Annotated in this window: 25 protein-coding genes; 16 read left to right on the top strand and 9 right to left on the bottom strand. The window is 59.8% G+C overall.

Annotation, left to right across the window (positions count from 1 at the left end; translation table 11 throughout):
* Position 1: 1 nt before the first annotated feature.
* On the bottom strand, positions 2-781 hold the full coding sequence (locus tag HNQ72_RS24035; protein ID WP_183996050.1) for a GntR family transcriptional regulator: 780 nt from the start codon (positions 779-781) through the stop codon (positions 2-4).
* Between the two features lie 335 nt (positions 782-1,116).
* On the opposite strand from HNQ72_RS24035, the gene HNQ72_RS24030 reads away from it, so the two are divergent.
* The 11 genes from HNQ72_RS24030 (at position 1,117) to HNQ72_RS23980 (ending at position 10,980) form a co-directional block, all read left to right on the top strand.
* Positions 1,117-2,619 carry an ABC transporter substrate-binding protein gene (locus tag HNQ72_RS24030; RefSeq protein ID WP_183996048.1) on the top strand — a complete coding sequence of 501 codons (1,503 nt, stop codon included), beginning with the start codon at positions 1,117-1,119 and terminating at the stop codon, positions 2,617-2,619.
* 199 nt (positions 2,620-2,818) lie between these two features.
* The gene (modA, locus tag HNQ72_RS24025; RefSeq protein WP_183996046.1) at positions 2,819-3,613 is read left to right on the top strand and encodes a molybdate ABC transporter substrate-binding protein; all 795 of its coding nucleotides are present in this window, start codon (positions 2,819-2,821) and stop codon (positions 3,611-3,613) included.
* Between the two features lie 51 nt (positions 3,614-3,664).
* Positions 3,665-4,381 (top strand): molybdate ABC transporter permease subunit, encoded by a 717-nt coding sequence (modB, locus tag HNQ72_RS24020; RefSeq protein WP_183996044.1) that lies wholly within the window; start codon positions 3,665-3,667, stop codon positions 4,379-4,381.
* The gene (modC, locus tag HNQ72_RS24015; protein ID WP_183996042.1) at positions 4,378-5,439 is read left to right on the top strand and encodes a molybdenum ABC transporter ATP-binding protein; all 1,062 of its coding nucleotides are present in this window, start codon (positions 4,378-4,380) and stop codon (positions 5,437-5,439) included. Before modB ends, modC begins: the two co-directional genes overlap by 4 nt.
* A 121-nt stretch (positions 5,440-5,560) precedes the next feature.
* Complete coding sequence (locus HNQ72_RS24010; protein WP_183996040.1) at positions 5,561-6,616, top strand: LacI family DNA-binding transcriptional regulator; 1,056 nt, start codon at positions 5,561-5,563, stop codon at positions 6,614-6,616.
* A gap of 73 nt (positions 6,617-6,689) precedes the next feature.
* The gene (locus HNQ72_RS24005) at positions 6,690-7,358 is read left to right on the top strand and encodes an amino acid ABC transporter permease (protein WP_183996038.1); all 669 of its coding nucleotides are present in this window, start codon (positions 6,690-6,692) and stop codon (positions 7,356-7,358) included.
* Between the two features lie 13 nt (positions 7,359-7,371).
* Positions 7,372-8,031 carry an amino acid ABC transporter permease gene (locus HNQ72_RS24000; RefSeq protein ID WP_183996036.1) on the top strand — a complete coding sequence of 220 codons (660 nt, stop codon included), beginning with the start codon at positions 7,372-7,374 and terminating at the stop codon, positions 8,029-8,031.
* A gap of 50 nt (positions 8,032-8,081) precedes the next feature.
* Entirely contained in the window at positions 8,082-8,879 is a 798-nt protein-coding gene (locus HNQ72_RS23995) for a transporter substrate-binding domain-containing protein (protein ID WP_148147038.1), read from the top strand.
* Positions 8,880-8,903: 24 nt separating this feature from the next.
* Positions 8,904-9,683, top strand: coding sequence for an amino acid ABC transporter ATP-binding protein (locus HNQ72_RS23990; RefSeq protein ID WP_183996034.1), 780 nt, complete (start codon positions 8,904-8,906; stop codon positions 9,681-9,683).
* Positions 9,684-9,738: 55 nt separating this feature from the next.
* Positions 9,739-10,644: a 2-hydroxyacid dehydrogenase gene (locus tag HNQ72_RS23985; RefSeq protein ID WP_183996131.1), complete on the top strand. Its 906-nt coding sequence runs from the start codon at positions 9,739-9,741 to the stop codon at positions 10,642-10,644.
* Between the two features lie 12 nt (positions 10,645-10,656).
* Positions 10,657-10,980, top strand: a complete 324-nt coding sequence (locus HNQ72_RS23980; protein WP_183996032.1) for an EthD domain-containing protein — start codon at positions 10,657-10,659, stop codon at positions 10,978-10,980.
* 142 nt (positions 10,981-11,122) lie between these two features.
* On the opposite strand, the gene HNQ72_RS23975 is transcribed toward HNQ72_RS23980, so the two are convergent.
* Entirely contained in the window at positions 11,123-11,860 is a 738-nt protein-coding gene (locus HNQ72_RS23975) for an SH3 domain-containing protein (RefSeq protein WP_183996030.1), read from the bottom strand.
* A gap of 215 nt (positions 11,861-12,075) precedes the next feature.
* Between HNQ72_RS23975 and HNQ72_RS23970 the strand changes: the two genes are divergently transcribed.
* Together HNQ72_RS23970 and HNQ72_RS23965 are read left to right on the top strand one after the other, a co-directional pair.
* Positions 12,076-12,795 carry a response regulator gene (locus tag HNQ72_RS23970; RefSeq protein WP_183996028.1) on the top strand — a complete coding sequence of 240 codons (720 nt, stop codon included), beginning with the start codon at positions 12,076-12,078 and terminating at the stop codon, positions 12,793-12,795.
* The gene (locus tag HNQ72_RS23965; protein WP_183996026.1) at positions 12,796-14,124 is read left to right on the top strand and encodes an ATP-binding protein; all 1,329 of its coding nucleotides are present in this window, start codon (positions 12,796-12,798) and stop codon (positions 14,122-14,124) included.
* A 16-nt stretch (positions 14,125-14,140) separates the two neighbouring features.
* Here the strand turns inward: HNQ72_RS23965 and HNQ72_RS23960 are convergent, their stop codons facing one another.
* The 4 genes from HNQ72_RS23960 to HNQ72_RS23945 form a co-directional block, all read right to left on the bottom strand.
* Complete coding sequence (locus HNQ72_RS23960) at positions 14,141-14,455, bottom strand: hypothetical protein (RefSeq protein WP_183996024.1); 315 nt, start codon at positions 14,453-14,455, stop codon at positions 14,141-14,143.
* Positions 14,456-14,570: 115 nt separating this feature from the next.
* On the bottom strand, positions 14,571-14,813 hold the full coding sequence (locus tag HNQ72_RS23955) for a cysteine rich repeat-containing protein (protein ID WP_183996022.1): 243 nt from the start codon (positions 14,811-14,813) through the stop codon (positions 14,571-14,573).
* A gap of 166 nt (positions 14,814-14,979) precedes the next feature.
* The gene (locus HNQ72_RS23950; protein WP_183996020.1) at positions 14,980-16,215 is read right to left on the bottom strand and encodes a PAS domain S-box protein; all 1,236 of its coding nucleotides are present in this window, start codon (positions 16,213-16,215) and stop codon (positions 14,980-14,982) included.
* 124 nt (positions 16,216-16,339) lie between these two features.
* Positions 16,340-17,269 carry a LysR family transcriptional regulator gene (locus HNQ72_RS23945; RefSeq protein ID WP_183996018.1) on the bottom strand — a complete coding sequence of 310 codons (930 nt, stop codon included), beginning with the start codon at positions 17,267-17,269 and terminating at the stop codon, positions 16,340-16,342.
* A gap of 290 nt (positions 17,270-17,559) precedes the next feature.
* On the opposite strand from HNQ72_RS23945, the gene HNQ72_RS23940 reads away from it, so the two are divergent.
* From HNQ72_RS23940 to HNQ72_RS23930, 3 genes are read left to right on the top strand one after another with little or no spacing between them, the layout of a single operon-like run.
* The gene (locus tag HNQ72_RS23940) at positions 17,560-19,026 is read left to right on the top strand and encodes a c-type cytochrome (protein ID WP_183996016.1); all 1,467 of its coding nucleotides are present in this window, start codon (positions 17,560-17,562) and stop codon (positions 19,024-19,026) included.
* A gap of 51 nt (positions 19,027-19,077) precedes the next feature.
* Positions 19,078-19,605 (top strand): sugar dehydrogenase complex small subunit, encoded by a 528-nt coding sequence (locus tag HNQ72_RS23935; protein ID WP_183996014.1) that lies wholly within the window; start codon positions 19,078-19,080, stop codon positions 19,603-19,605.
* 14 nt (positions 19,606-19,619) lie between these two features.
* Positions 19,620-21,254, top strand: a complete 1,635-nt coding sequence (locus HNQ72_RS23930) for a GMC family oxidoreductase (RefSeq protein WP_183996012.1) — start codon at positions 19,620-19,622, stop codon at positions 21,252-21,254.
* Positions 21,255-21,594: 340 nt separating this feature from the next.
* On the opposite strand, the gene ftsZ is transcribed toward HNQ72_RS23930, so the two are convergent.
* From ftsZ to HNQ72_RS23915, 3 genes are all read right to left on the bottom strand, one after another.
* Entirely contained in the window at positions 21,595-22,575 is a 981-nt protein-coding gene (ftsZ, locus tag HNQ72_RS23925; protein WP_373289484.1) for a cell division protein FtsZ, read from the bottom strand.
* 116 nt (positions 22,576-22,691) lie between these two features.
* Positions 22,692-23,315 carry a 2-dehydro-3-deoxy-6-phosphogalactonate aldolase gene (locus HNQ72_RS23920; RefSeq protein ID WP_183996010.1) on the bottom strand — a complete coding sequence of 208 codons (624 nt, stop codon included), beginning with the start codon at positions 23,313-23,315 and terminating at the stop codon, positions 22,692-22,694.
* An 11-nt stretch (positions 23,316-23,326) separates the two neighbouring features.
* Positions 23,327-24,262, bottom strand: a complete 936-nt coding sequence (locus HNQ72_RS23915) for a 2-dehydro-3-deoxygalactonokinase (RefSeq protein ID WP_183996008.1) — start codon at positions 24,260-24,262, stop codon at positions 23,327-23,329.
* Positions 24,263-24,742 lie beyond the last annotated feature (480 nt).

The following is a 24,742-nucleotide window of genomic DNA, read 5'->3' as shown; positions in this document are numbered from 1 at the left end:
GTCAGTTCGTCCTTGTTCGTTCCTGGTTCGGTTGAAATTCATTTGTCTCGGCCTTGGTCCTTCCGGCCCGCTTCCGGCGGGTGACCGGTTCGTTGAGGACGGCCGAGGATTCAAGAAAACGTGCTGCAAGATAGGCTTCCAGCAGGTCGGTCGCAGCGGCGAAATGCGCTCTGGCGCCCTCGCGGTCGCCGGCAAGCAGGCAGGCTCCAAGTGCCGCACGGTCGGCTCCCCTGAGCTTTGCCGCACTGCGTGCCTCGAAGAAGGTGACGAGCCGCGCCGAACGATCCCACAGATCGAAAAGCCAGCCGCTCACCGTCGGCATGTTGAGCCGTGTCGCCAGCAGCGAAAGCAGGTCGCGTTCGGCGCGCCGCAGCGTTCCCTGTAGATCGAGCGACGGGTCGCTGCGGCCGTGAAGGGCAGCATACATGTCGCAGAGCTTCGCCACATGTGCCTGGTCCGCCTCGATCAGCTTCACCTCCGCCAGAATGGCTTCCAGATGACGCCTGCCGGCAACGATTTCGCGAATCTCTCCGGCAGAAACCGGGGCAACCTGCCAGCCGCTTCGGGGTGCCGCCGTCACAAGGCCGCTCGCCTGCAGGCGCTGCAAGGCCATGCGCACCGCACCGCGGCCGATGGCGAACTCGTCGCAAAGCCGGGCTTCCGAAAGCACTTCGCCGGGCTTCAATACACAATGCACGATTGCACTGCGCAGCGTCTGTTCGGCAGAGAGACCTTTGCCCAGACCGGGCACCGGCGACGAATAGGCATCACTATCAAGCATTCTGGTATCTCAATTCTATATTCTGGCAGCCGAAATGGCCGTCCTCTGATCCCTTCATCGTCAGATTTACGAAACTTGTCAAAGCGGATTCCTGGAGCCGACCGTGTCCGGCCATGCCTTCTCACCTTCAGCTCTTCCGGCTTTCTGGCGTCAGGCTGTTCACCTCGACAATCAGGATTGCATAGCGAAATTTAAGATGTCAACATGAGTTTATGAAATGTCATTTATTTTAATTGACATCTCAGAATTAGAATAAAGTTGCACGACCTGCGCCGGTCTGCAGTTCAAGCTAAGGCGTTTCGAGAACTGATTTTCGCTGATAAGGGGAACAACTCATGCGATCACACAGGCATATTCTCGCTGGCATCATTTTCGCCGCAACCAGCATTGCATTACCGTTACAGGCTTACGCCTCTAAGGATCTTTTTGTGATTGATCTGCCGGGCGAGCCCTCGTCGCTTGATCCGCATGTCCAGTGGAATCCGGACAGCTACAACGTTTACCGCAACGTCTTCGACAATCTCGTCACGCGTGATGACGAAGGCAAGATCGTCCCGCAGATTGCCACCAGCTGGGATTATCTTTCCGATACGCAGATCCGCTTCAAGATTCGCGATGACGTCACCTTCCATGATGGGACCAAGCTGACGGCCGAAGATGTCGCCTTCTCGGTGAAGCGCATTACCGATCCCGCCTTCGCCAGCCCCCAACTCGGGCAGTTCAACCAGATCACCGATGCGGTCGCTGACGATCCGACGACGATGACGCTGACCACCAACGGCCCGTATCCGCCTCTCTTCGCCCAGTTGGTCAAACTGTCGATCGTGCCGAAGGCCGTGGTCGAGAAAGTAGGCAAGGACGCCTTCAATCTCAGCCCTGTCGGCTCCGGCCCATACAAGTTCGAAAAATGGCAGCGCGGCGTCGAGGTGACGCTCGCGCGCAATGATACCTATTGGGGTGACAAGGGAGCCTTCCCGAAAGCCGTCTTCCGCGCCGTGCCGGATGCGGCTACCCGCGTTGCCAATCTGCAGGCCGGTGCGAGTGATCTTGCGACCTATCTGAACGGCGACCTCGTTGCGCAGATCCAGTCGTCGGGCAAGGGCAAGGCACTGGTCGGCAATACGGAGCGTGTCGCCTATCTCGGCATGAATGTCACCAAGGCTCCGCTCGACAAGCCTGCGGTTCGCGAGGCAATCGCCATGGCGATCGACAAGGTCGGCATTGCAGAGGGTATCCTGGCGACCGGAGAAAAGCCGGTTCCGGAAATCGCATCACCCGCCCATATGGGCTGGGTCGAAGGCATCGAGGCGCCGCCTTTCGATGCGGCCAAGGCGAAAGAGATCATCTCCTCCACGCCGGGCGCCGATACACCGATCAAGCTGCTGACCTCTCCGGTCTACGACCAGCGCGTCGTGCAGGCGATCCAGCAGATGCTCAACGATGCCGGCATGAAGATCGAGATCGAGATGACCGACATGCCCAACTGGCTGAAGCAGATGCAGGGCGGGCCTGGCGTCATCCCCGCAATCGCCTTCAGTCGTTGGAGCTGCGGCTGCCAGGATGCCGACGGAATTCTCTATCCTCTGCTGCATTCCTCTAGCGGCTGGTCGAGCATAAAGGATGCCGAGATCGATGCAGCGCTCGATCTGGCCCGCAAGTCGCTCTCGCAGGACGAGAGATTGGCTGCCTACAAGAAGGTGCATGAAAAGGTGAATGCGGAAAACCTCATCATCCCGCTCTATCAGGCTTCAGTCGTCTACGGAGCCGCCGAACAGGTCTCCTTCACGCCGACGCCGAACGAAAGCATTTTCCTCAACCGGATCGAATGGAAGGATTGAGCATCGACTACTGGAGGAGGTTTCTCGACCTCCTCCAGCGATGTATACGCTCGCCCGCCAAGCCGGGATTGCTGCGTGCGTGGCGATCGACAAAAGCACTCCTCGAAAAATCATTATATCCCGATAAATATAACGCTGGCCAAGGTGGCGCGTCTCGATATATTTGCCGGGATATTTCGATGATTGAGGGAGCCTTACAATGAAAATCGTTGACCGTCGCTGGATCAATAAAGCCGTAGTTGCGGCCGCAATGACCTTCGCCGTCATGGGATCGGCCATGACGCCTGCCTCCGCGCAGGAAAAAGTCACCGTGTTTGCCGCCGCCAGCATGAAAAACGCGCTCGACGCAGCCAACAAGGCCTGGAGCGCTGAAACCGCCAAGGACGTGACTGCCTCCTATGCAGCAAGTTCGGCGCTTGCAAAACAGATCGAGGCTGGTGCGCCGGCAGACATTTTCATCTCGGCCGACCTCGACTGGATGAAATATGTTTCCGACAAGAAGCTCGTGAAGGAAGACACGAAGTCCAACTGGCTCGGTAACCGCATCGTGCTGGTCGCACCGAAGGAAAATGCCAAGCCGGTTGATATCAAGCAGGGTTTTGACCTCGCCGCTCTCTTGAACGGCGGCAAGCTTGCCATGGGCGCGCCGGACAGCGTTCCGGCCGGCAAATACGGCAAGGCTGCACTCGAAAAGCTCGGTACTTGGGCTTCGGTCGAAAAGAGCGTTGCCGGTGCCGAAAGCGTGCGTGCCGCCCTTGCGCTCGTCTCCCGCGGTGAAGCGCCTTACGGCATCGTCTACGCAACCGATGCCGCTGCCGATCCGGGTGTCGCCGTCGTCGGCACCTTCCCGGAAGAAAGCCATGCGCCGATCATCTACCCGATCGCCATCCTGTCCGAATCCAAGGCGCCGGATGCTGCCGCCTATCTCGACTATCTGAAGTCCGCCAAGGCCGCCCCCTTCTTCGAGAAGGAAGGTTTTACGGTTCTGAAGTAACGTCTTGAATAACAGGAAATTGCGGCTTCCGCTTCAGCGGAGGCCGTTTTCATGCGGAGTGAAGCGTTGGATTGGCTGGTATTGAGCGATGAGGAATGGGTGGCAATCAGGCTTAGTCTGTGGGTCTCCGGCATTGCCATGATCGTCAGCCTGCCGTTCGGCATCGTCACCGCCTATCTTCTGGCGCGAGGAAAATTCTGGGGCAAGTCGATCCTCAACGGCATCGTTCACCTGCCGCTGATCCTGCCGCCGGTCGTTACCGGTTTCATCCTGCTCGTGCTGTTCGGCCGTCGCGGTGTCATCGGCTCCTTTCTCAACGAATATCTCGGCATCGTTTTGTCCTTCCGCTGGACCGGAGCTGCCCTTGCCTGTGGGGTGATGGGCTTTCCACTGATGGTGCGCTCCATCCGACTGTCGATCGAATCCGTCGATCGCAAGCTTGAGGAGGCCGCCGGAACGCTCGGCGCAAGCCCTGCCTGGGTATTCCTCACTGTCACGCTGCCGCTGATCCTGCCCGGCATCATCGCCGGCATGATCCTCGCATTTGCCAAGGCGATGGGCGAGTTCGGCGCGACGATCACCTTCGTCTCCAACATCCCGGGCGAAACACAGACGCTGTCGGCGGCCATCTACACCTTCACCCAGGTGCCGGGCGGCGATCTAGGTGCCATGCGCCTCACCATCGTTGCGATCGTCATCTCCTTTGCCGCATTGCTCGCCTCGGAACTGCTTGCTCATGTCGTCGGAAAAAGGGTGAGCCCCGAATGACCCTTCTCGTCGAAGCAAGACAGAAACTCGGCGTCTTCTCGCTCGATGCCGGCTTTTCATCCGAAGGCGGGGTCACCGCGCTGTTCGGCCGCTCGGGGTCGGGCAAGACGTCGATGGTGCGGATCATTGCAGGTCTTTCGAAACCCGATCATGGCCGGTTGGTGATCGATGGCGAAGTGCTGGTCGATACGCAAAAGCGCATCTTCGTGCCCAAGCACAGGCGGCGTTTCGGTTATGTCTTTCAGGAAGGCCGGCTTTTCCCGCATCTCTCGGTCCGTCGGAACCTCACCTATGGCCGCTGGTTCGCGCCGAAGAATGCGCAAGCAGCCGAGTTCGACCGCATCATCCAGATGCTCGGCATCGACGCATTGCTGGAACGGCGGCCCGGCGGCCTGTCGGGTGGCGAAAAGCAGCGCGTGGCAATCGGCCGGGCCCTGCTGTCAGCGCCGCGCCTGCTGTTGATGGACGAGCCGCTCGCAGCACTTGACGAAGCCCGCAAGGCCGAAATCCTCCCCTATCTCCAGCGATTGCGCGACGAGACAGCAACGCCGATCGTCTATGTCAGTCATTCGGTTGCCGAGGTGGCGCAGCTCGCCGATAAGGTGGTGATGATGAAGGATGGCCGGGTCGAAGCAACCGGTACACCATCCGAAATTCTCTCCCTGCCATCCACCGACCGTCGGGAAGCTGGTGCAGTACTGTCTGGCACAGTCCAGATGGTTGATGCTGCGCACGGCCTTTCAACGGTCAATCTCTCGGCGGCCAGCATGACCGTGCCGACCGCAAGGCTTGTCGCCGGCCAGAGCGTGCGCATTCATATTCCGGAACGGGATGTGATGGTCGCGACGATCCGCCCGGAAGGCCTGAGCGCGCTCAACATCATCGAAGGCCATGTTTCGGCAATCGAGCCGGATGGCGAGGGAATGGCGCGTATCCACATCCGCTCTGGTGCCGATATCGTGCTTGCCCGCATCACCACGCTCTCGGTGGAGCGGCTACAGCTTGTCATCGGCAAACCAGTTTTTGCGGTGATCAAGACGGTCGCTCTGGAGCGATAGGATAGACTGTCGGAAACTGAGGGTAATCCATTTTCGTGCTCGCCAAAGGATTGACCGAAGATTGATAGCGATCAATCTATAGGCGCAATACTGCTTCGGCTCGGGAGGGCGATGCACAGCCATGTTATCCGAAGGCCGAAAGAAAAATCGCGTCACGCTGCTTGATGTTGCCCGTCATGCAAGCGTTTCGCGCGCAACGGCGTCGCTCGTTATCCGCAAGAGCCCGCTGGTCAGCACCGAGACCCGTGCCAAGGTCGAGGCGGTGATGCAGGAGCTCGGTTATGTCTACAATATGGGGGCGGCAAGGCTCAGGGCCGATCGCAGCTTGACAATCGGGGTGGTCATTCCCAACCTCGTCAATCCGTTCTTCACCGAATTGCTCGCCGGCATTGATCGGATCATCGACGCGGCCGGCATGGTGGTGATCCTGGTCAACAGCGGAGACCTTGTTGCCCGTCAGGAAACATTGCTGACGCGCATGCGCGAACACGGCGTCGATGGCATTATCCTCTGCCCGGCCGCTGAAACGGAGATGTCGCTGGTCGAAAAGATGGTCGAGTGGGACCTGCCACTCGTTCAGGTCTTGCGGCGCGTCACCGACGATTGTGACTATGCCGGTGTCGATTATGCTTTCGGCATGCGCCAGGCGGTGGATCATCTGGCGGAACTCGGGCACCGGGATATCGCTTTCGCCCTGCATGGTCCGATTCATTCGGCCTACCAGGAGCGGATCGACGGCTTTCGTGACGCAATGGAGGCGCGTGGGCTCGACCCCGAAAATGTCATCCGCGTGCCGCACCAGATTGCCGCTATCGCGGAGGCGGCCGGATTGTTTACCGAAGGTTCCCGTCGATCGAGCGCAGTTGTCTGCTTTAACGATGTCGTTGCTCTCGGCCTCTCTGCCGGGCTCTATGATCTCGGCATCAGCATTGGTCGCGATTTCTCGCTGGTGGGTTTTGACGATGTCGCGGATGCCGAGGCAATGCGCCCGCGCCTGACATCTGTTGCAACCTTTCCCGAAGCGATCGGGGAGGGAGCTGCAAAGCTGCTTCTGGATCGCCTGGCCCAGCCGGATCTGGCGCCTCGCAAACTCGTGAACGCACCGCAACTGCATATTCGCCAATCAAGCGCCATTTGGCGTGGAAGCAGCTTGGGAAGGCGCCAAGAATCGGGTTGACGTTGTCGGACAACTGATTTAGATCGATCTAAATCGTCGCATGGAGGTGCGGCATGCGAGCGCGGAGGAGCCCTTGTACACTTTCAATTTCGAGCCCGTATTGGCGGGTTTTGACAAGCTCCTGCTCGGCGCCTGGGTAACGGTGCAGCTGTCCTGCGCGGCGATGGTGATCGGCCTGATCCTGTCGATCCTCTGTGCCGCCGGCAAGACCTCGCGGGTTGCGCCGCTGCGCTGGGTGATCGATGCCTATATCGAGATCATCCGCAACACGCCGTTCCTGGTGCAGATCTTCTTCATCTTCTTCGGGCTGCCGTCTCTCGGCATCCGGCTGTCGCCCAACAGCGCGGCGCTCGTTGCTCTGGTGGTGAATTTCGGCGCCTACGGCACGGAAATCATCCGCGCCGGCATCGAGTCGATCCAAAAGGGCCAGGTCGAGGCCGGCACGGCGCTTGGCCTCTCCAAGCTGCAGATCTTCCGCTATATCATCATGAAACCGGCGCTTCGGACCGTTTATCCGGCCCTGACCAGCCAGTTCATTTATCTGATGCTGACCTCCAGCGTCGTCTCCGCGATCTCGGCCGACGATCTGGCGGCCGCCGGTAACGATCTGCAGTCTGCGACCTTCGCCAGCTTCGAAGTCTATATCGTCATCACCGCTATGTATCTTGTCATGTCGATCGGTTTTTCGGCAGTCTTCTCGATGATCGAGAAAGCCGCCTTCCGATATCCGTTGAGCCGCTGAGGAGGACTGGACCATGCTTATCAGACCTTTTGGCATCAACGAATTCTGGATCATCGTCATGGCGGCGCAGTGGACGATTGCGCTCTCCGCAATCGCCTTTGCCGGCGGTGGTATCGGTGGTCTTCTGATCGCGCTTGCCCGCGTTTCCGATGCGAAATGGCCTCGCCTGCTCGCCACTGGTTTCATCCGCATCTTCCAGGGCACGCCGCTGTTGATGCAGCTCTTCCTGGTGTTCTTCGGCATGAACATTTTGGGCTTCGCGATCAATCCGTGGATCGCGGCAGCCGTCGCGCTGACCCTGCATGCCAGTGCGTTTCTCGGCGAAATCTGGCGCGGCTGCATCGAGGCGATCCCGCCCGGCCAGCGTGAAGCGGCAACCGCCCTTGGCCTGCGCTATTTCAACCGCATGCGCTACATCATCCTGCCGCAGGCAAGCCGGATTGCGATTGCCCCGACGGTCGGTTTTCTGGTGCAGCTGATAAAGGGCACCTCGCTTGCCGCGATCATCGGTTTCACCGAGCTCACGCGTCAGGGCCAGATCATCAACAATGCGACATTCAGCCCGTTCATGGTGTTCGGCACCGTGGCTGCAGTCTATTTCATCCTGTGCTGGCCGCTGTCGCTGCTCGCACGTCGCATGGAAGTGAAGTTTTCCCGGTCGACAACGCGTTGACCGGTCCTTTGCCGGCGGGAGGATGCCGGTGGACAAGAAAGGGTAGGAACATGAGCATTTCGAGACGCATGGCAATGGCCGGCATCGGCGCCGCACTGGTCATCGGGGCAACCGCTTCGTTCGCATCGGCACAGACGGTCGAAACCATCAAGTCGGCCGGCACGGTCAAGATCGGCATGATGGTCGACTTCCCGCCATTCGGCATCATGAACACGTCGAACGAGCCAGACGGCTATGACGCCGACGTCGCCAAGCTGCTCGGCAAGGAATGGGGCGTCAAGGTCCAGATCGTTCCGGTCACCGGCCCGAACCGCATTCCCTACCTGCAGAGCAATCAGGTCGACCTGCTCGTCGCTTCGCTCGGCATTACCGAGGAACGCGCCAAGAATGTCGATTTCTCGCAGCCCTATGCCGGCATCTCGATCGGCGTCTTCGGCGCTTCCGACACCAAGGTTTCCAAGCCGGAAGACCTGTCGGGCAAGACGATCGGCGTCGCCCGTGCATCCACGCAGGATACGGCCGTCACCAAGGTCGCTCCGAAGGACGCCAAGATCCAGCGTTTCGATGACGATGCCAGCGCCGTTCAGGCACTGCTGTCCGGTCAGGTCGAGCTGATCGGCGTTTCCAACGTCGTCGCCACCCAGATCGAGCAGGCAGCTCCGGGCCGTTTCGACCAGAAACTGCAGCTGAGCCAGCAGGTTCAGGGTATCGCCGTTCGCAAGGGTTCGGCCGAATTGTTGACCGCTGTCAACGCCTTCGTCGAAAAGGCCAAGGCTGACGGCGAACTCAACAAGATCCATGAAAAGTGGCTCGGTTCGCCGCTGCCGGATTTCGTAGCGAAGAAGTAATTCAAGACTGAAGGAGTTCCTCGCATGACCGAGGCAAAAGCGAACGCAACTGCGGCGGCCGTGCGCGGGACTTCCGATCTGGCCGTGCATATGGAAGGCGTCAACAAGTGGTATGGCGCCTACCACGCCCTCAAAGAGGTCAATCTTGAGGTCAATCGCGGTGAGCGCATCGTCATCTGCGGACCGTCCGGGTCCGGCAAGTCGACGCTGATCCGCTGCATCAACCAGCTGGAAGTCATCCAGCAGGGCCGTATCGTCGTCGACGGTCACGACCTGACCGCCGGTGGCAAGAATGTCGATCTGGTGCGCCAGGAAACCGGCATGGTCTTCCAGAGCTTCAACCTCTTCCCGCACATGACCGTGCTCGAAAACTGCACGCTCGCGCCGATGAAGGTGCGCGGCATTTCCAAGGCGGAAGCAGAGGCGACCGCCCGCCGTTTCCTGGAACGTGTCCGTATTCCCGAACAGGCCGAGAAATACCCGGCCCAGCTTTCCGGTGGCCAGCAGCAGCGTGTGGCTATCGCCCGTGCGCTCTGCATGAACCCGAAAATCATGCTGTTCGACGAGCCGACCTCCGCACTCGACCCTGAAATGGTCAAGGAGGTCCTGGATACGATGATCGACCTTGCCAAGGAAGGCATGACCATGCTCTGCGTAACCCACGAGATGGGATTCGCGCGTCAGGTGGCCGACCGGGTGATCTTCATGGATCGCGGTGAAATTCTGGAAATGGGGCCGCCGGATACATTCTTCGAAAACCCGAAGAACGAGCGTCTGAAGAACTTCCTCGGCCAGATCGCCTGATCCAAGCTTAACAAGGATACTGCAGATGAAACCGGACCTCCTGCTTCTCGAACAGATGATGAAGCCGATCGAGGAGCAGCTCGATGCCCTCTACACCGTGCATCGCGCTTATGACCCGAGCCAGAAACAGTCGATCGAGGAAGCTCTGCCGCGCATCCGTGCGGCCGCGACCGGCGGCGGCGGCGGTATCTCCAACGAGTGGATCGAAAAGCTGCCGAACCTCGGCGTTGTCGCCGTCAACGGCGTCGGCACCGACAGGATCGACCTGAAATTCGCCCGCGAGCGTAATGTCGATGTCGCGACCACGCTCGGCGTGTTGACCGATGATGTCGCCGATGTCGGCATCGCCCTCATCCTTGCTGTCCTCAGAAAGGTCGTCGCCGGCGATAGCTATGTCCGCAGCGGCAACTGGAAAAAGGGCGGTTTCCCGCTCGCAACCAGCCCCAAGGGCAAGCGGCTCGGCATTCTCGGCCTCGGCCAGATCGGCAAGACCGTCGGCCGCAAGGCGGAAGCCTTCGGCATGGATGTTCGCTACTGGAACCGTTCTCCGGTCACCGACACGGACTGGAAGGCCTGTGCTTCGCCGCTCGATCTTGCCAGGGACAGCGATGTCCTCTGCGTCGTCATCTCCGCCAATGCCGAGACCTTCAATATCGTCAATGCCGAGATGCTCGAAGCCCTTGGTCCGAATGGTTATCTGATCAACATTGCCCGCGGCACCGTGGTCGATGAAGATGCGCTGCTCGCCGCGCTGACTGCCGGAAAGATCGCCGGTGCCGGCCTCGACGTCTTCGTCAACGAGCCGAACATCCGCGAGGAATTTTTCACCGCGCCGAACACCGTGCTTCTGCCGCATGTCGGCAGCGCCACGGTCGAGACGCGGATGGGCATGGGCGAGATGGTTTTGAAAAACCTTGCCGCCTATTTTGCCGGCGAAAAGCCGCCGACCACCGTCAACTGAGGATAGCCAGCGATGATCATCCGTCAGGCATTTTTCGAAGGCTCGATCCATGCCGGCAAGGAAGGCGCCTTCAAGGCCTATGTGGCGGAAAAGCTGATGCCGATGTGGCTGGCTTTTCCTGGCATCCGCGAGGTCAAGGTTCTTTACGCCGTCGAACGGGACGAGGGGGCTCCGCCCTTTCCGATGGTTTTGTGGACCGCCTATGACAGCCGCGAGGCGCTTGCCGCTGCCTTGGATTCTCCGGTTCGCTACGAGAGCCGCGAGATGACGAAAGGCCTGCTGGAAATGTTCGACGGGCATATCCACCATCACGTCTTCGATCTCGCACACGGATAAAAGCGTTAGATAGCCCGGCTGGTGTTCCGCAGCCGGGCTATGAGCAATTCCAGCAAAAGTGGGAACCGGTTTTGCGTCCGGAATTGCGTTGAAAAAGATGGATAGAGCGGTTTCGCAAGAAAAGCGGAACCGCTTTATCCCATCACGGCCGGTCGAATGAGCCGTGACGAATGCGCGTGTTGCCGAGCGGCCCGCGCGTGACCGACGCACCGCCGCATTTTTCCGGACCGCAACCGCCGACGGCTGCACGCCCGCCGCCATTCGGGCCTCTGGTCACGGCAGCCCCGCCGCAATTCCCGTCATGGCATCCGGCGGCCGCCGCACGTGTGCCGCCATAAGGACCGCGAGTCACGGCCGCAGCGCCGCAGCCGCGATCTCCGCAACCGGCAACCACCGAACGCGATCCGCCGCCGACGTAATAGCGGTCCCAGTGCCCGTACCAGGGCTGCGAATGGTAATGCGCGTCCCAGTATGCGACGCTGAAGGCGACCGTGGCGATGCCGACCACCGGTGCGATGGATGCAGTCAGCACGGTCGGGCGACCGTTGTAGAAGACCTGGATATAGCTCGCGGCGACCCAGCCGCGGGCGCCCGACCAGCTGACATCACACCAGGACCGGTCTCCGGTGCAGCCGTAGACGGCAAGCGATGCACTCTGCGGCATGACCATCACCACCGGATAGCGTGTGCTCGGCCCGGCGCGCAGGTTGACGCTGGTCACCGCCACGCCGTTGATCGCCGCGGCAGCCTTGTTGATGCCTGCGAAAGAGAAGAACACCAGCAGCGCCAGTATCGTCAAAGACGCGGCCTTCCGCATGGCGGGCATCAAAGCGAGGACTTCTGCCGCCCGGATGTCGTTTGAGAGGTGAGTTGCAGACATGGAAAGCTCGGCTCCTTGTGTTGAAGAGGCCGCCATCTTCCCGCGCCAGTTTTGAACGGTTGTTTCAACTTTGCTACAGAATTTTGCAGGCAGTCATGCAAATCGGCCCAGCACCGGGGCGGCCCTGCAACAAATTGCAACAAATCCGAAATCGTCTCGAAATCGCAGCGCTGTCTGATAGGCTCGTGCCCGGTGGGGTGATGGAGCAGTGTTAAATGGATGAACAGTTGAAAATTCTGGTGGTCGAGGACGATCCGGAAATTCGCGACCTGCTCGACGAGTTCCTCACCGGCGAAGGTTATCTGGTGCAGACCGCCGACAGCCCGCCATCGGCTGACCGGCTGGTCGAGCGTCGCTGGCCGGATCTGATCATTCTCGACCTGATGATGCCGCGCGAGGACGGGCTGTCATTCTGTCAGCGCATCCGGGCGCGCTCCCAGGTGCCGATCATCATGCTGACAGCCAAGACCGCCGAGATCGACCGCATCGTCGGGCTGGAATTCGGCGCCGATGATTATCTCGGCAAACCCTTCAATCCGCGCGAACTGCTTGCCCGCATGCGGGCAGTCATGCGCCGCACGACGGGGCGGGGAACGGCATCGGAACATGGCAATTCGGTCAAACGCTTCGCCGGTCTCGTCGTCGATCCGCAGGCCCGCAGCATCATGACGGAAGACGGTTCGAGCGTGCCGCTCACCACCACCGAATTCGATCTTCTCGCCTGTTTCCTCGAACGGCCGAAGCGGGTTCTTTCACGCGACCAGTTGCTCGATTTCACCCGTGGATCGTCGGCTGAAACCTATGACCGGACGATCGACGTGACGATCTCGCGTCTGAGAACCAAGCTCGCCGCCTGCCTGCCTCCGGATGTCCGGGTGATCACGACCGTGCGCAATGTCGGCTATCTGTTCAACCCGACTGTGACGGACGGCTAAATGTTGAGAAAAATCGGCATCGTTGCCCGTATTGCGCTGATCGTCACGGCGGCGCTGTTCGTCAGCCAGTTGGTCGTGGTGATCTCCTATCTGCATGGCGAGCGATCGCCCCCGCCGCCTTTCGCCATCGCCAAGCGTATTGTCGCCGTCGTTCGCCTGCTCGATGAAACTGATATCCGTAACCGTGAGGACGTGCTTGCTGTATCGAGCGTCTCCGGGTTCCAGGTCTCGGTTATTTCCACCATGCCCGAAGGCTTCGAGGATGACTTCAGCCTGAGACGTATGGGCGTGCTTACTCAGAAGATGATCGATGATCTCGAACCCGGGCGGAGTGTCCGGGTGGGGGTGGTCAGTTCCGGCGAGCATCGGCGCAATTCGTCGCTGATGACCTTTGTCGTCGGGCTGAAGTCCGGAGAGATGGCCCGGTTTTCGGTTTCCGACGAGACGACATTGCGGGTCTGGAACCTGCCGGTCGGTTTTCTCGCCGGTTTCTTCGGCATCGTCGTCGCGATCATCGCCGTCCTTGCCGTGGCGCGCGAAACGCGGCCGCTTGCCCAGTTGGCGCGAACCGTCGATGAACTCGGAAACCGCATCGAGCCGGTTCAAGTGAAGGAGCGGGGGGCAAGGGAACTGAGAACCCTGATCCGGGCGATCAATGCCATGCAGGGTCGCATTCTCGGCCTCGTCAACAACCGCACCCTGTTTCTCGGGGCGATCTCGCATGACCTGAAGACTTACCTCACGCGTTTCCGCCTGCGGCTGGAAATGATGCCGGCAGGCACCCATCGGGACAAGGCAATCCTTGATGTCGAGACCATGGAGCAGTTGCTGAACGACGTGCTTCTGTTCGCCAATGAAAGCTCGGCCGGATCCGAAGCGGAAACGGTGGAGCTGAATGCAGCGGTCGGCACCTCGGCCATGGAAGTCGCTCCCGCCGGAGATACCGTTCACCTGGCCCTGTCTGCTGATCCCCTCAATGTCCGGCTGCCGCGAAAGGCGCTGCGAAGGGTGATCGACAATCTTCTGTCCAACGCTTTGCGCTACGGCACGCATGCCTGGATAAGAACCGAAAGACGTGATGGCATGGCCTGCCTGATCGTCGAGGATGACGGGCCGGGGATCGAGGAGAAGGACATGCCCTTCGTCTTCGAACCCTTTTTCCGCGCTGAACCGTCGCGAAACCGGAGCCATGGCGGCACTGGCCTCGGCCTTGCCATCGTCAGGCAAATCCTCGATGCGCATGGCGGCACGATCACGCTTGAAAACAGGACGGCAGGTTCAGGTCTTGTCGCCACCGTCTGTCTGCCGGTCGAAGGAATGGGGCGCTGAGACTGTCGCTCCCCTGTCAGATCAGTTTCAACCGGTCGCCGGCCGGATAGGCGCTTTGCCCCTCGCCATCATAGAAGGTCGCGAGGCAGTCCAGCAATTGATCACGCAGTTCCTCGATCGCACCGGCAAAGACCTCACCGTTCTCGCGGTAGAGATAGGCGAGATCCGCAACCTCGACAAAGGCCGAGGCTTCGGCGACGCAGGCAATATCAGCCTCACCGGATTGTGCCCGAAGAGATGAGGCTTGGGTCGTTTCGAAGGAGGTAGAGGGTGAAGGAAGGGCAGCAAGGCCAAACAATGCAGAGGCGGTGATGCTGATGATGATATTCATTAGGGATCTCCTGTCACCGATCCATGTTCGCCGGCTTGAGTGTCTTAAGCACGGACCAGGCCACCAGACCGCGTGGCTCGAAAGGCCCGGTCTGGTGGCGGGTAGAAATGTCAGGTTAGTTCCTGGCCGCCTTGGCCCTCAGGTCCGCAAGCGTTGCGGCGCATTCCTGTGAAAGCTGGGCCTTCTTCTCCTGAACGCAGGCCATGAGCTGGCCGCCGCCCGGCTTGATGTCGGCGCACAGTTTCTGGATGTCCTGTTTGCAATTGTCGCGCAGCGCCAGCTTGTCGCTCATCGACAGCTGTTGCGCAGAGGCGGTAGCAGCCGTCATCAGCAGAAGTATGGTGGCGTATTTCAACATTGTCTGTCCTCTCGTATCGAGGTTTCGCGGATTTGGCCGCTCACACGGCCTTCTCGTTTCCGGAGAGGGAAAAGGCTCCGATCGCTGAAACGATGGAGCCTTATCGCCCGACTTTATCGCAGCCGGATTTCGGGTTTGTTTCGGTATTTTTCAGCTGCGCCCGATGTCAGGCGTCTTCGGCGGCATAGGCCTCAAGCAGCCGCGACGTATCCATCCTGAGCGCATCATTGGCCTGCAATATATCCGAAAGCCCGCGCTGGACGATATCCTGAAATGCTTCCAGATCCATGATCAGATCGTTGACGACGGCAACGCTCAGCCGCCCGGATTCCACCTTGCCCATGATACGGATTGCCGCAAGCCCGGAGGCCAGCCGCTTCATCTCGGAGACCATCTGGAAGAAGATCTTCAACTCGTCCTCGATGCCGGTCAGGCTCTTTAGTGCTTCCGCCTGGTAGGTCGATTTCTGCTGGTCCAGAAAATTCGTCTCGGTCGCATGGTCTACTCCCTCGATGGGGATTTCCGCGCTGAAACTGCAGGCGATTTCCTGCTGTACGTAGGAGGTTGCGAGTAAAAACGCCCCGACATTGATGGTGTGGGAGACCGTTCGGGCGGCATGCAGAAAGCCGTCCAGCCCTCGCTCTATTTCCTCCGACAGCGTGTTGTAATTCGTCGAGATGGTTGCGATCGCCGCACCCGCTTCCCCGATCTGGCCTGCATGAACCAGCAGGTTGAGCGGCACGAACCGGTAGGTGAGATACCCTTCAGAGATCTGCCGCGCCGCGGTCAGAAGCCGCGAGGCAGAGGGCATCAATCGTCCATAGAGCGCAAGTGTCTGCCTCGACTGTTTCTGCAGGTTCTCGTCACGCAGCGAGAATTCGGCAGAAAGGCTTGTTGCCATGAAGGCATCGTAAGTTTCGAAACCGAGAGCCGAAAGGCGCGTCATCAGTCGCGTTGCGCTTTCCGCCGGTGACAGTTTCTCTTCAATCTCCATCCGGGCAAGGGCGGCATATTCCGCCTGCACGATACCGAATATCGGACTGCTCGGCTTGATGCGAACAGAGAGATAACCGCCTTCGCACGGAGTTATGATGGCATAAACCCAATAGAACCGGCCCTCCTTGCTCTTGTTCTTTACATAGGCGCCGGTTTGGAGACCTTGTCTCAGACGGTCCCACAGCAACCAGAATACCGCACGCGGCACGCCTTCATGGCGAATGATGTTATGGGGTTTTCCCGCAAGCTCGCTCCAGGAATAGCCGCTTATGCGCTGGAACACCTCGTTGCCGGACTGGATTTTTCCCCGCGTATCCGTCCTGGAGAAGAAGATCTCGGTGAAATCGAACGGGATTTCTATTTCGCGATATAATTGCGAATGATCGTGAAACTCTGAAACATCCATGAATTAAACTTTCGCCGTAAGAAATACCCTCCCTATTCCCCGATTGGGTTTCTTGCATCGAAATGAACTACTGTCATTCCGGATTTTGATCGAAACTGACGATGGTCAAATCTGCGACAATGTTTCAAACTTTAATGATTACGTCCTCGCAAAAAGCCGCATTTTTCGCTTCCTCGGCATAGGTCTGAAAATGCAGCAGCAGTTTCTGCGCGTAGAGGGGAAGCTGTTGCTGATTTCTCACGCAGACATACAGTTCGCGTTCCGCCCAGCCGTCGGCAATCTCAAGCGTCCGAAAACCCATGTCACGGCCATACCGCCGGGCAGCACTTTCCGGCACGATTCCAAGGCCTGCACCGCATTCTACGATTCGGCAAAGGGACTCGAAGTTCTCGACCCGGATGCGGATATTCGCTCGTCTGCCAAGCTCGGTGGCCAGCCGCCGCAGGAATTGCGACAGGGCGACCGTCGTGCTCAACGCGATCAGCGGATGATCCAGAATTCGCGCATAGGCAACCGGTCCTTCCAGAGCCCAGTCGTGAGGAACGATCAGCACCAGCCTGTCCGGCACGAAGCGCCAGCGCTCGAGACCGGTCATGTCGGCCGATGATGCGACAATGCCGATATCGGCCTCACCGTTTCTCAGCAGGTTGACCACTTCGAGACTGGGCTTGTCCGTGACGGTGACGAATATGTCCGGGTTCTGCCGCAGGAATGATCCCAGCAGTTGAGGCATATGCTCGGAAAGCATGTTGGTGTTCGACAGAAGGCGGATCGTGCCGCCACGCCCTTCCGAAAAGGCATCGAGTTCCACTTCGAGCTTTCTCGTATCATCAAGTACCTTGCGCGCATGGCCGACCAGAATGTCGCCGGCCAGGGTCGGCTTGATGCCTCGTCCGGTCCGCTCCACGAGCGGAAGCCCGAAAGACTCCTCCATCTTGCGCAACCGCGCGCTGACCGCAGCCACCACGACATTGTTCTGCTGGGCCGCTGCGGTAAGGCTTCCGCCCTCGACGGCCGAGAGAAATATCCTGAGATCTGTAAGGTCGAATTTCATGACACGGAGCTTTCACATTTGGTGAAGGCTGTTTGTACGACAAACTGACTACACAAGCCATCTTTTGCGGCGCTATGACACAGATCAAGTCGCACCGCGACACATCGACACGCCTCAGGTTTAATCCTGAACCCGTTAATCAAGCTTTTTTGTTCAAGAATTGCTTCAATACGAGTGGCATTTTCTCGATGTGCCACCCCGGTTTGCGGCGATGAAAATCGGCCCTGCGTGTGGGAGGCATGTCTGGAACCGATATCGATTGTTCATGCTTGATGAAAGCACGGGGATATATGCCTAAGCCTCCTGTCTCGCCCGGTACGTCTTTCGGCAGCACTTTGTTTGCGCCGATTTCCGCCTCGCTCCGCCCCGCCATTCTCTGTCTTTCCGCGCTGGTCGCATCGGCCGGCGCGAGCTTCGCAGACGATGCGTCCGATCTCGTGGCGCGCGGTCGTTATCTTGCGACGGCAGCCGACTGTGCCGCCTGTCATACCGCGCCGCATGGCGGCACGCCCTTTGCCGGCGGCTACGGTATCGACACGCCGCTCGGCAAGATCTTCTCGACCAATATCACGCCGTCGAAGCAGGACGGGATCGGCAATTACAGCGAAGAGGATTTTTCGCGCGCGGTGCGTGAAGGGGTCGCCAAGGATGGCAGCCATCTCTATCCGGCAATGCCTTACACTGCCTATGCCAAGATCACCGATGACGACATGAAGGCGCTTTACGCTTACTTCATGAACGAAGTGAAGCCGGACGATCACAAGCCGCAGAAGACCGAGCTGCCTTTCCCCTTCTCGATCCGCACCTCCATGGCGGTCTGGAACCTGCTCTTCCTCGACAAGACGCGCTTCCAGCCCAATCCGGCCAAGTCCGCCGAATGGAACCGCGGCGCTTATCTCGCTGACGCGCTGGAACATTGCGCCACTTGCCATACGCCGCGCAACGCCTTCATGGCCGAAGATGCAAGCCAGGCGCTTGCCGGTGGTTCGGTCGGTTCGTGGTATGCGCCCAACATCACCTCAGACAAACATGCCGGTATCGGCGGCTGGTCCGACGATCAGCTGATCCAGTATTTCAAGACCGGCAATGTCCCCGGCAAGGCGCAGGCCGCCGGCCCGATGGCGGAAGCCGTCGAAAACAGCCTGCAGCATCTTTCCGACAACGACCTTAAGGCGATCGTCACCTATCTCAAGGACGTTCCGGCGATCGGGTCGGCTGAGAAGACCTCGCGTGCCGATCTCGGCAAGGCTTCGGCCGTCGTCGAAGCTTCGCTGCGCGGCCTTCCCGGCCAGTCGCCGGAAGAAAACGGATATCACATCTTCAGCGGCAGCTGTGCCGCCTGCCACCAGGTTGAAGGGCAGGGCAACGATCATTATCCGTCGCTGTTCCACAACACCGCGACCGGCGAGGACCGTCCCGACAATCTCGTCTCGACCATCCTCTACGGCTTGCACCGTAAGGTTGGCGATCACGTCGCCTTCATGCCGGCCTTCGGCGCCGACGCGTCCTACACGGATCGCTTGTCCGACAAGGATATTGCCGATGTCAGCAACTATGTTCTGACAAATTACGGCAACCCGTCGGTCAAGGTCACAGTCGCCGATGTGGCACGCATCCGCGATGGTGGCGAGAAGCCTCTGATCGTCAAACTGGCGCCGCTGGCGGCACCTGCTGCAATCGCCGCCGCCGTCATCGTGCTTGCCGTAATCGTCTGGCTGTTGTCGCGCCGCCGTCGTTCGCGCCCGGCGCTCGGCTGAGCCTCGTATCGCTTTCATCTTTCAGCATTGAACGCTCCACCGGAGATCCTGATGCCTTTTGATCCTTCTTCCCCGGCCGTTCTCGGCCAAGCTCTTTCCCGTCGCAGCCTGCTGCGGGGCACAGCCGCCCTCGGCGGTCTGGCCCTTGCCGCCAGCTTCGCCGGCCCGGTCTCGGCCTTTGCCGCCGACGACAGTGTCGCTTCGTTCACCCAGCTGTCGGAATTCCTGACCGGATATACGCTCGACCCGGTTCTCGGCGCCCGCTTCCTTGCGGCACTGAAGAAGCGCGATGCCGATCTCGATGCCAGCCTTGCGGCACTCTCAGGGCTTATCAAGCAATCCGGCGTGCCGAACATGGACGGCTTTCTGGCGCTGACCGGTACCGATCCGGCGCTGATGAAGACCGCCACCAAAGTGGTTTCCGCCTGGTATCTCGGTGTTGTCGGCGAGCCGGAAGACGCGGAGCTGATCACCTACGCGGATTCGCTCATGTACCGCCCGACCAAGGGCCTCCTTACCGTCCCGTCCTATGGTCCCGGCCCGAATGCCTGGGGACCTAAGCCCGGTAGCAAGATCTGACAGGAACAAAGACAATGGCTAACACATCCTATGATGCGGACCTGATCGTTATCGGCTCGGGCGTCATGGGCGGCATCGTTGCCGCCAATCTCGCCAAGGCCGGCAAGAAGGTGATCGTTCTGGAGGCCGGTCCGCGCGTCAATCGCCGCGAGATCGTCGAGACCTATCGTAATGCGCCGGTAAAGCTGTCGCTTGCCAATGCCAAGCTGCAAGGTGCGGGTTCGCCCTTCCCGAGCATGCCTTGGGCGCCATCCACCTATGGCGACTACCTGCAATATGAAGGGCCGGTGAAGTACAACACCTCCTATCTGCGCGTCGTCGGCGGCACGACCTGGCATTTCGGTTCGGCTCTGTGGCGGATGATCCCGAACGATTTCAAGCTCCAGTCACTCTACGGCCGCGGCCGCGACTGGCCGATCGGTTACGACGATCTGGAGCAGTATTACAACAAGGCCGAACTGGAACTCGGCGTCACCGGTACGGACGGCCAGGACGAGAGCGGTCAGGGTGGCGGACCGATGCCGCCGCGCTCGATGCCCTTCCCGATGAAGCAGCTCAACACCAGCTACATGTTCGACACGCTGGCGGAAAAGCTCTCGGTCGGCGGCTTCAATCCGGTGCTCGAACCGCATGGCCGCGCCTCGCGTCCCTATGGCAACCGCCCGGTCTGCGCCGGCAACAACAATTGCAATCCGGTCTGTCCGATCGGCGCCAAATATGACGGCTCGATGCATATCGACGAGGCCGAACGTCATGGCGCCAAGCTGCTCGACAATTCGCCGGTCTACAGGATCGAAGCCGGCGACGACGGCAAGATCGTGGCGATCTGGTACAAGAAGCCCGATAATTCCGAACATCGCCTGACCGCAAAGTATTTCGTGCTTGCTGCCTACGGCATCGAGAGCGCCAAGCTTCTGCTGATCTCCACCTCGGAAAAGTATCCGAACGGCATCGCCAACTCCTCCGACCAGGTTGGCCGCAACCTGATGGACCATACCGGTATCAGCATGAACATGCTGACCAAGGAAGACATGTGGCCGGGTGAAGGCCCGACGGAACTTCTAGTCTATCTCAACCAGCGTGACGGCGAATTCCGCAAGGATTATCCGAGCTACAAGATCAAGGTGCGCAATACCGTGCCGACCCAGCAGATGACCGAGGGTTTCATCAAGAAGGGCATTCTCGGCTCCAAGCTGGACGAGCAGATCCGCAAATATTCGGCCCGTTCGCTCAACTGGGCGATCGATTTCGAACCGCTGCCGCTGGCGGAAAACCGCGTCACGCCTTCGAAGACCAAGTTCGATGCGCTCGGTATCCCGGTTCCGGTTCTCTATTATTCGGTCACCGACTACTGGAATGCCGGCCGTGACCGTGGCCTGCAGGACCTGAACAAGATCGCCGAACTGCTGGATGCCGAAGTCCTGTCGACCGACGTCAAATGGCAGAACCGCCAGCACGTGATGGGCACGACGCGCATGGGCGACGATCCGACGGATTCGGTCGTCGACCGCGATTGCCGCACGCATGACCATCCGAACATGTTCATCGCCGGCACCAGCGTCATGCCTTCCGCATCCTGCATGAACCCGACACTGACGGGTGCGGCACTCAGCGTTCGTATTGCAGAGCAGCTGATCAAGGAAATCTGACCTGCGCTGGAAGGCGGTCAGAGGACGAAGCCCGCACGATGACATGATGACATCGTGCGGGCCTCTAACCGCCATCATGGCGGCTGGAGTAAACGGTGAATATTTGACGCTGCAGCGTCAAATGAAGATTTTGTAATTCACAGTCATGTTTGGTTGAAGTGTCTTTCTGGCTTCAGCCACAGGAAGAATTAGAATATTTTAATATTTACTGACCTCCTTCGACGGGCTGAAGCCACCGGGCGGAGCGCCGCAAAACAAAACACCGAACAGATGATCGATCTGTTCGGTGTAAGACAATAACACGGGCGTGACGTCTGGGGACGTCACGAAGGCTGTTTCTTCAGCCGGCCGGATGCGGTGCTGGTCCGCGATCGCCGTCGAGACCGGTCGCAACCACCGAAACCCGGAATTTTCCGTCGAGATTGCGGTCGAAGATCGCGCCGACGACGATATCGGCATCCGCCTCAACCTCGTCGCGGATGCGGCTTGCCGCTTCGTCGACTTCGAACAGGGTCATGTCCGAACCGCCGGAGATCGAGATCAGCACACCCTTGGCGCCCCGCATGGAGATGTCGTCGAGAAGCGGATTGGCAATCGCCAGTTCCGCCGCTGCCAGCGCACGATTGTCGCCCGAAGCTTCGCCGGTGCCCATCATCGCGCGGCCCATGCCGCGCATGACCGATTTCACGTCGGCGAAGTCGAGGTTGATCAGGCCTTCCTTGACGATCAGGTCGGTGATGCAGCCGACACCGGAAAAAAGCACGCGGTCGGCGATCATGAAGGCGTCGGCAAAGCTGGTCTTGGCGTCGGCGATGCGGAAGAGGTTCTGGTTCGGAATGACGATGACGGTATCGGCCGCATCGCGCAATTCCAGGATACCCGCTTCGGCCGTCTTCATGCGCCGCTGGCCTTCGAAGGTGAAGGGTTTCGTGACGACAGCGACGGTGAGGATGCCGGCGGCGCGCGCGGCGCGGGCGATCGCAGGTGCCGCACCCGTGCCGGTACCGCCGCCCATGCCGGCGGTGACAAAGCACATATGCGAACCGGCAAGATGATCCATGATCTCGTCGATGGATTCTTCAGCTGCAGCGCGGCCGATATCGGGCAGCGAACCCGCGCCGAGACCTTCGGTGATCTGGGCGCCGAGCTGGATGCGGCGCGACGCCTTGGAGGTCGCCAGAACCTGTGCATCGGTGTTTGCCGCGACGAACTCCACACCGCGGAGTTCCTCTTCGATCATGTTGTTGATGGCGTTGCCACCGCCACCACCGACACCGATGACGGTGATCTGCGGTTTCAGTTCAACCAGGCCGCTTTTCATATCCGTCAACCTTAGGCTCCTTCAAATCTTCCTGTCGTCTCTCAGGGACGACGAATCGGCAGTCAAATTATCTGCCGATTGCGTCGGAAGCTAGAAGGAAGCGAGAGGTGAAACGACTATCTGATGGCGCGCATGGCCTCGATGAACTGCTTTGCCTTCGCGCCGACCGCCTCAGCGCTGTCGCCGGGCTTGTAGAGCGAACCGCCGATGCCGAAACCGGCGGCACCTGCATCAACGAAAGCCTTCATGTTATCGGGCGTCACGCCGCCGACGGCCAGAACCGGAATGTCCTTCGGCAGAACGGCCTTCCAGGCCTTGATGACATAAGGCGGAATGGCTTCGGCCGGGAAGGCCTTGACGCCGGTCGCGCCTGCGCCGATCGCGGCAAAGGCTTCCGTCGGGGTGGCGACACCGGGCAGGCTGACCATGCCCTTGGCGACGCTCGCCTCGATGACCGACAGGTTGGCGTTCGGCGAGATGATGACCTTCGAGCCGGTGGCGGCGACATCGGCAACCTGGGCAGGCGTCAGCACGGTGCCGGCGCCGATCAGCGCCTTGTCGCCAAAGCGCTTCTGCAATTTCTCGATGCTCTTCAGCGGATCGGGCGAATTGAGCGGCACTTCCAGAATGCGCCAGCCGGCTTCGATCAGCGTTTCGCCGACGGCCTCGACCTCTTCCGGCTTGATGCCGCGGAGGATGGCGATCAGGTTGCATTCTTTCAGCGCGTCGTGGAGGTTCATGGGAAACGTCCTTATTTCGTCAATTGCAATTGGCCGGCGATCCGCTGCACGCCGCGCTTGGCGGCATCTGCCGGGCTCGGGATAACGGTGAGATTAAAGAGCGGGGCGACACGGCCGTAGCGGCTGTTCAGCACGTTGTTGCCGACAATGCCGATCGCCTCGCCGGGAACGAGCCAGCCGGCGGCGCGGGCCTGGCGGAATTCGGAACCGATGACGAGGCCGGAGACGTAGTCGCCGATATCTTCGGCCTTCAGGACGCCAGCGAGCACGCCTGTACGGGCGGAAAAGACGGCGGACAGAAAGGCATCGGCGGCGCGGGCGTCACTTGCTGCAAACTCTGCGCCGAGATCGAAGGCAGACCAGACTGGTTCGGCTCCGGGGGCAGGTTCCAGCGCCTTGGCGATGAAGGAATGTTTGGTGAGAAGCGAAAAGACTTCGCCCGTCGCGTAGGTCTGGAAACCGGCGATGCGGCCTCCCTCGACGCGTGCCCATTTGCTGTGGGTGCCAGGCAGGACGACGGTGCAATCCTTGTCCAGACCGAAACCGACGATCTGGGTTTCCTCGCCGCGCATGACGTCCGGAAACGGCTTTGCCGCCGGATCTCGCATGCCGGGCAGGAAGGTGACGGTTGCGCCGTTCTCAAGCGTCAGTTGTTTCGTGCCGGCGGCAAGTTCCGCAACCCCGGCAGGTGCATCGACATAAGGCACTTCGATCCAGCCGTTGCGGCTGGTGATCATGCCGGAGGCGATCACCGGAAGCGGGCCGTGGGAGGCAAACCAGCTGCCGACGGTTTCCATCAGCGCAGCCTCAAAAGCGCCGTCCTTAACGAACTGGATGCCGCCGCTCGTCGTGTCTCGAGTGTCGAGCGTTTCGCCCGTTTCCGACACGAGCGCTGCGCGCAGCGAGCTCGTGCCCCAGTCAAGGATGATCGACACAGGCTTAGGCATTTCGGATTTCCTCCCGAGATTTATTGCGCCCTTCGATAGCGCGGGGGCGGTGCGGCTGTCGAGAACAATCGTCAATAAAGTCATACTTATTGGTGTGATGTGGACAGGATGGACGCCTGATTTTCGGTATGGTTTCCAAAACGGAATAAGCCCTTGGCGATCATCGGATTTTTATCGCTGGCCTGGGCCAGAAGTCGGTCGGGGCGCTGAAAGCTGCCTCTTGAGTTTAGTTTATAGGTGACACCTCTCAGCGCCCCGTTCGGCAGTTTTTATCCGCGACTTCGGTCCCTCTGCCGTTGCCTTGCCGGATGATGTTCGTCTGGCTTGATGGAAAACGGGCGAAACGACTTATCGCCAACCCTCCATGTCGCCGCCGCCGGGATTCCCGCTTTCACGAGCGGACTTGAACGCCCGGCGAAACCATCCTTGAGGCCACCATGTGTGCCGCACAGGCACGTCCGACGCGCCGTTCGGGCATCA

Origin of the sequence: Aliirhizobium wenxiniae (assembly GCF_014201355.1) — a bacterium.
GTDB classification, from domain to species: Bacteria; Pseudomonadota; Alphaproteobacteria; order Rhizobiales; family Rhizobiaceae; genus Neorhizobium; species Neorhizobium wenxiniae.
The sequence above is the reverse complement of the archived record's forward strand: the minus strand, read 5'-3'. Positions and strand labels throughout refer to the sequence as shown.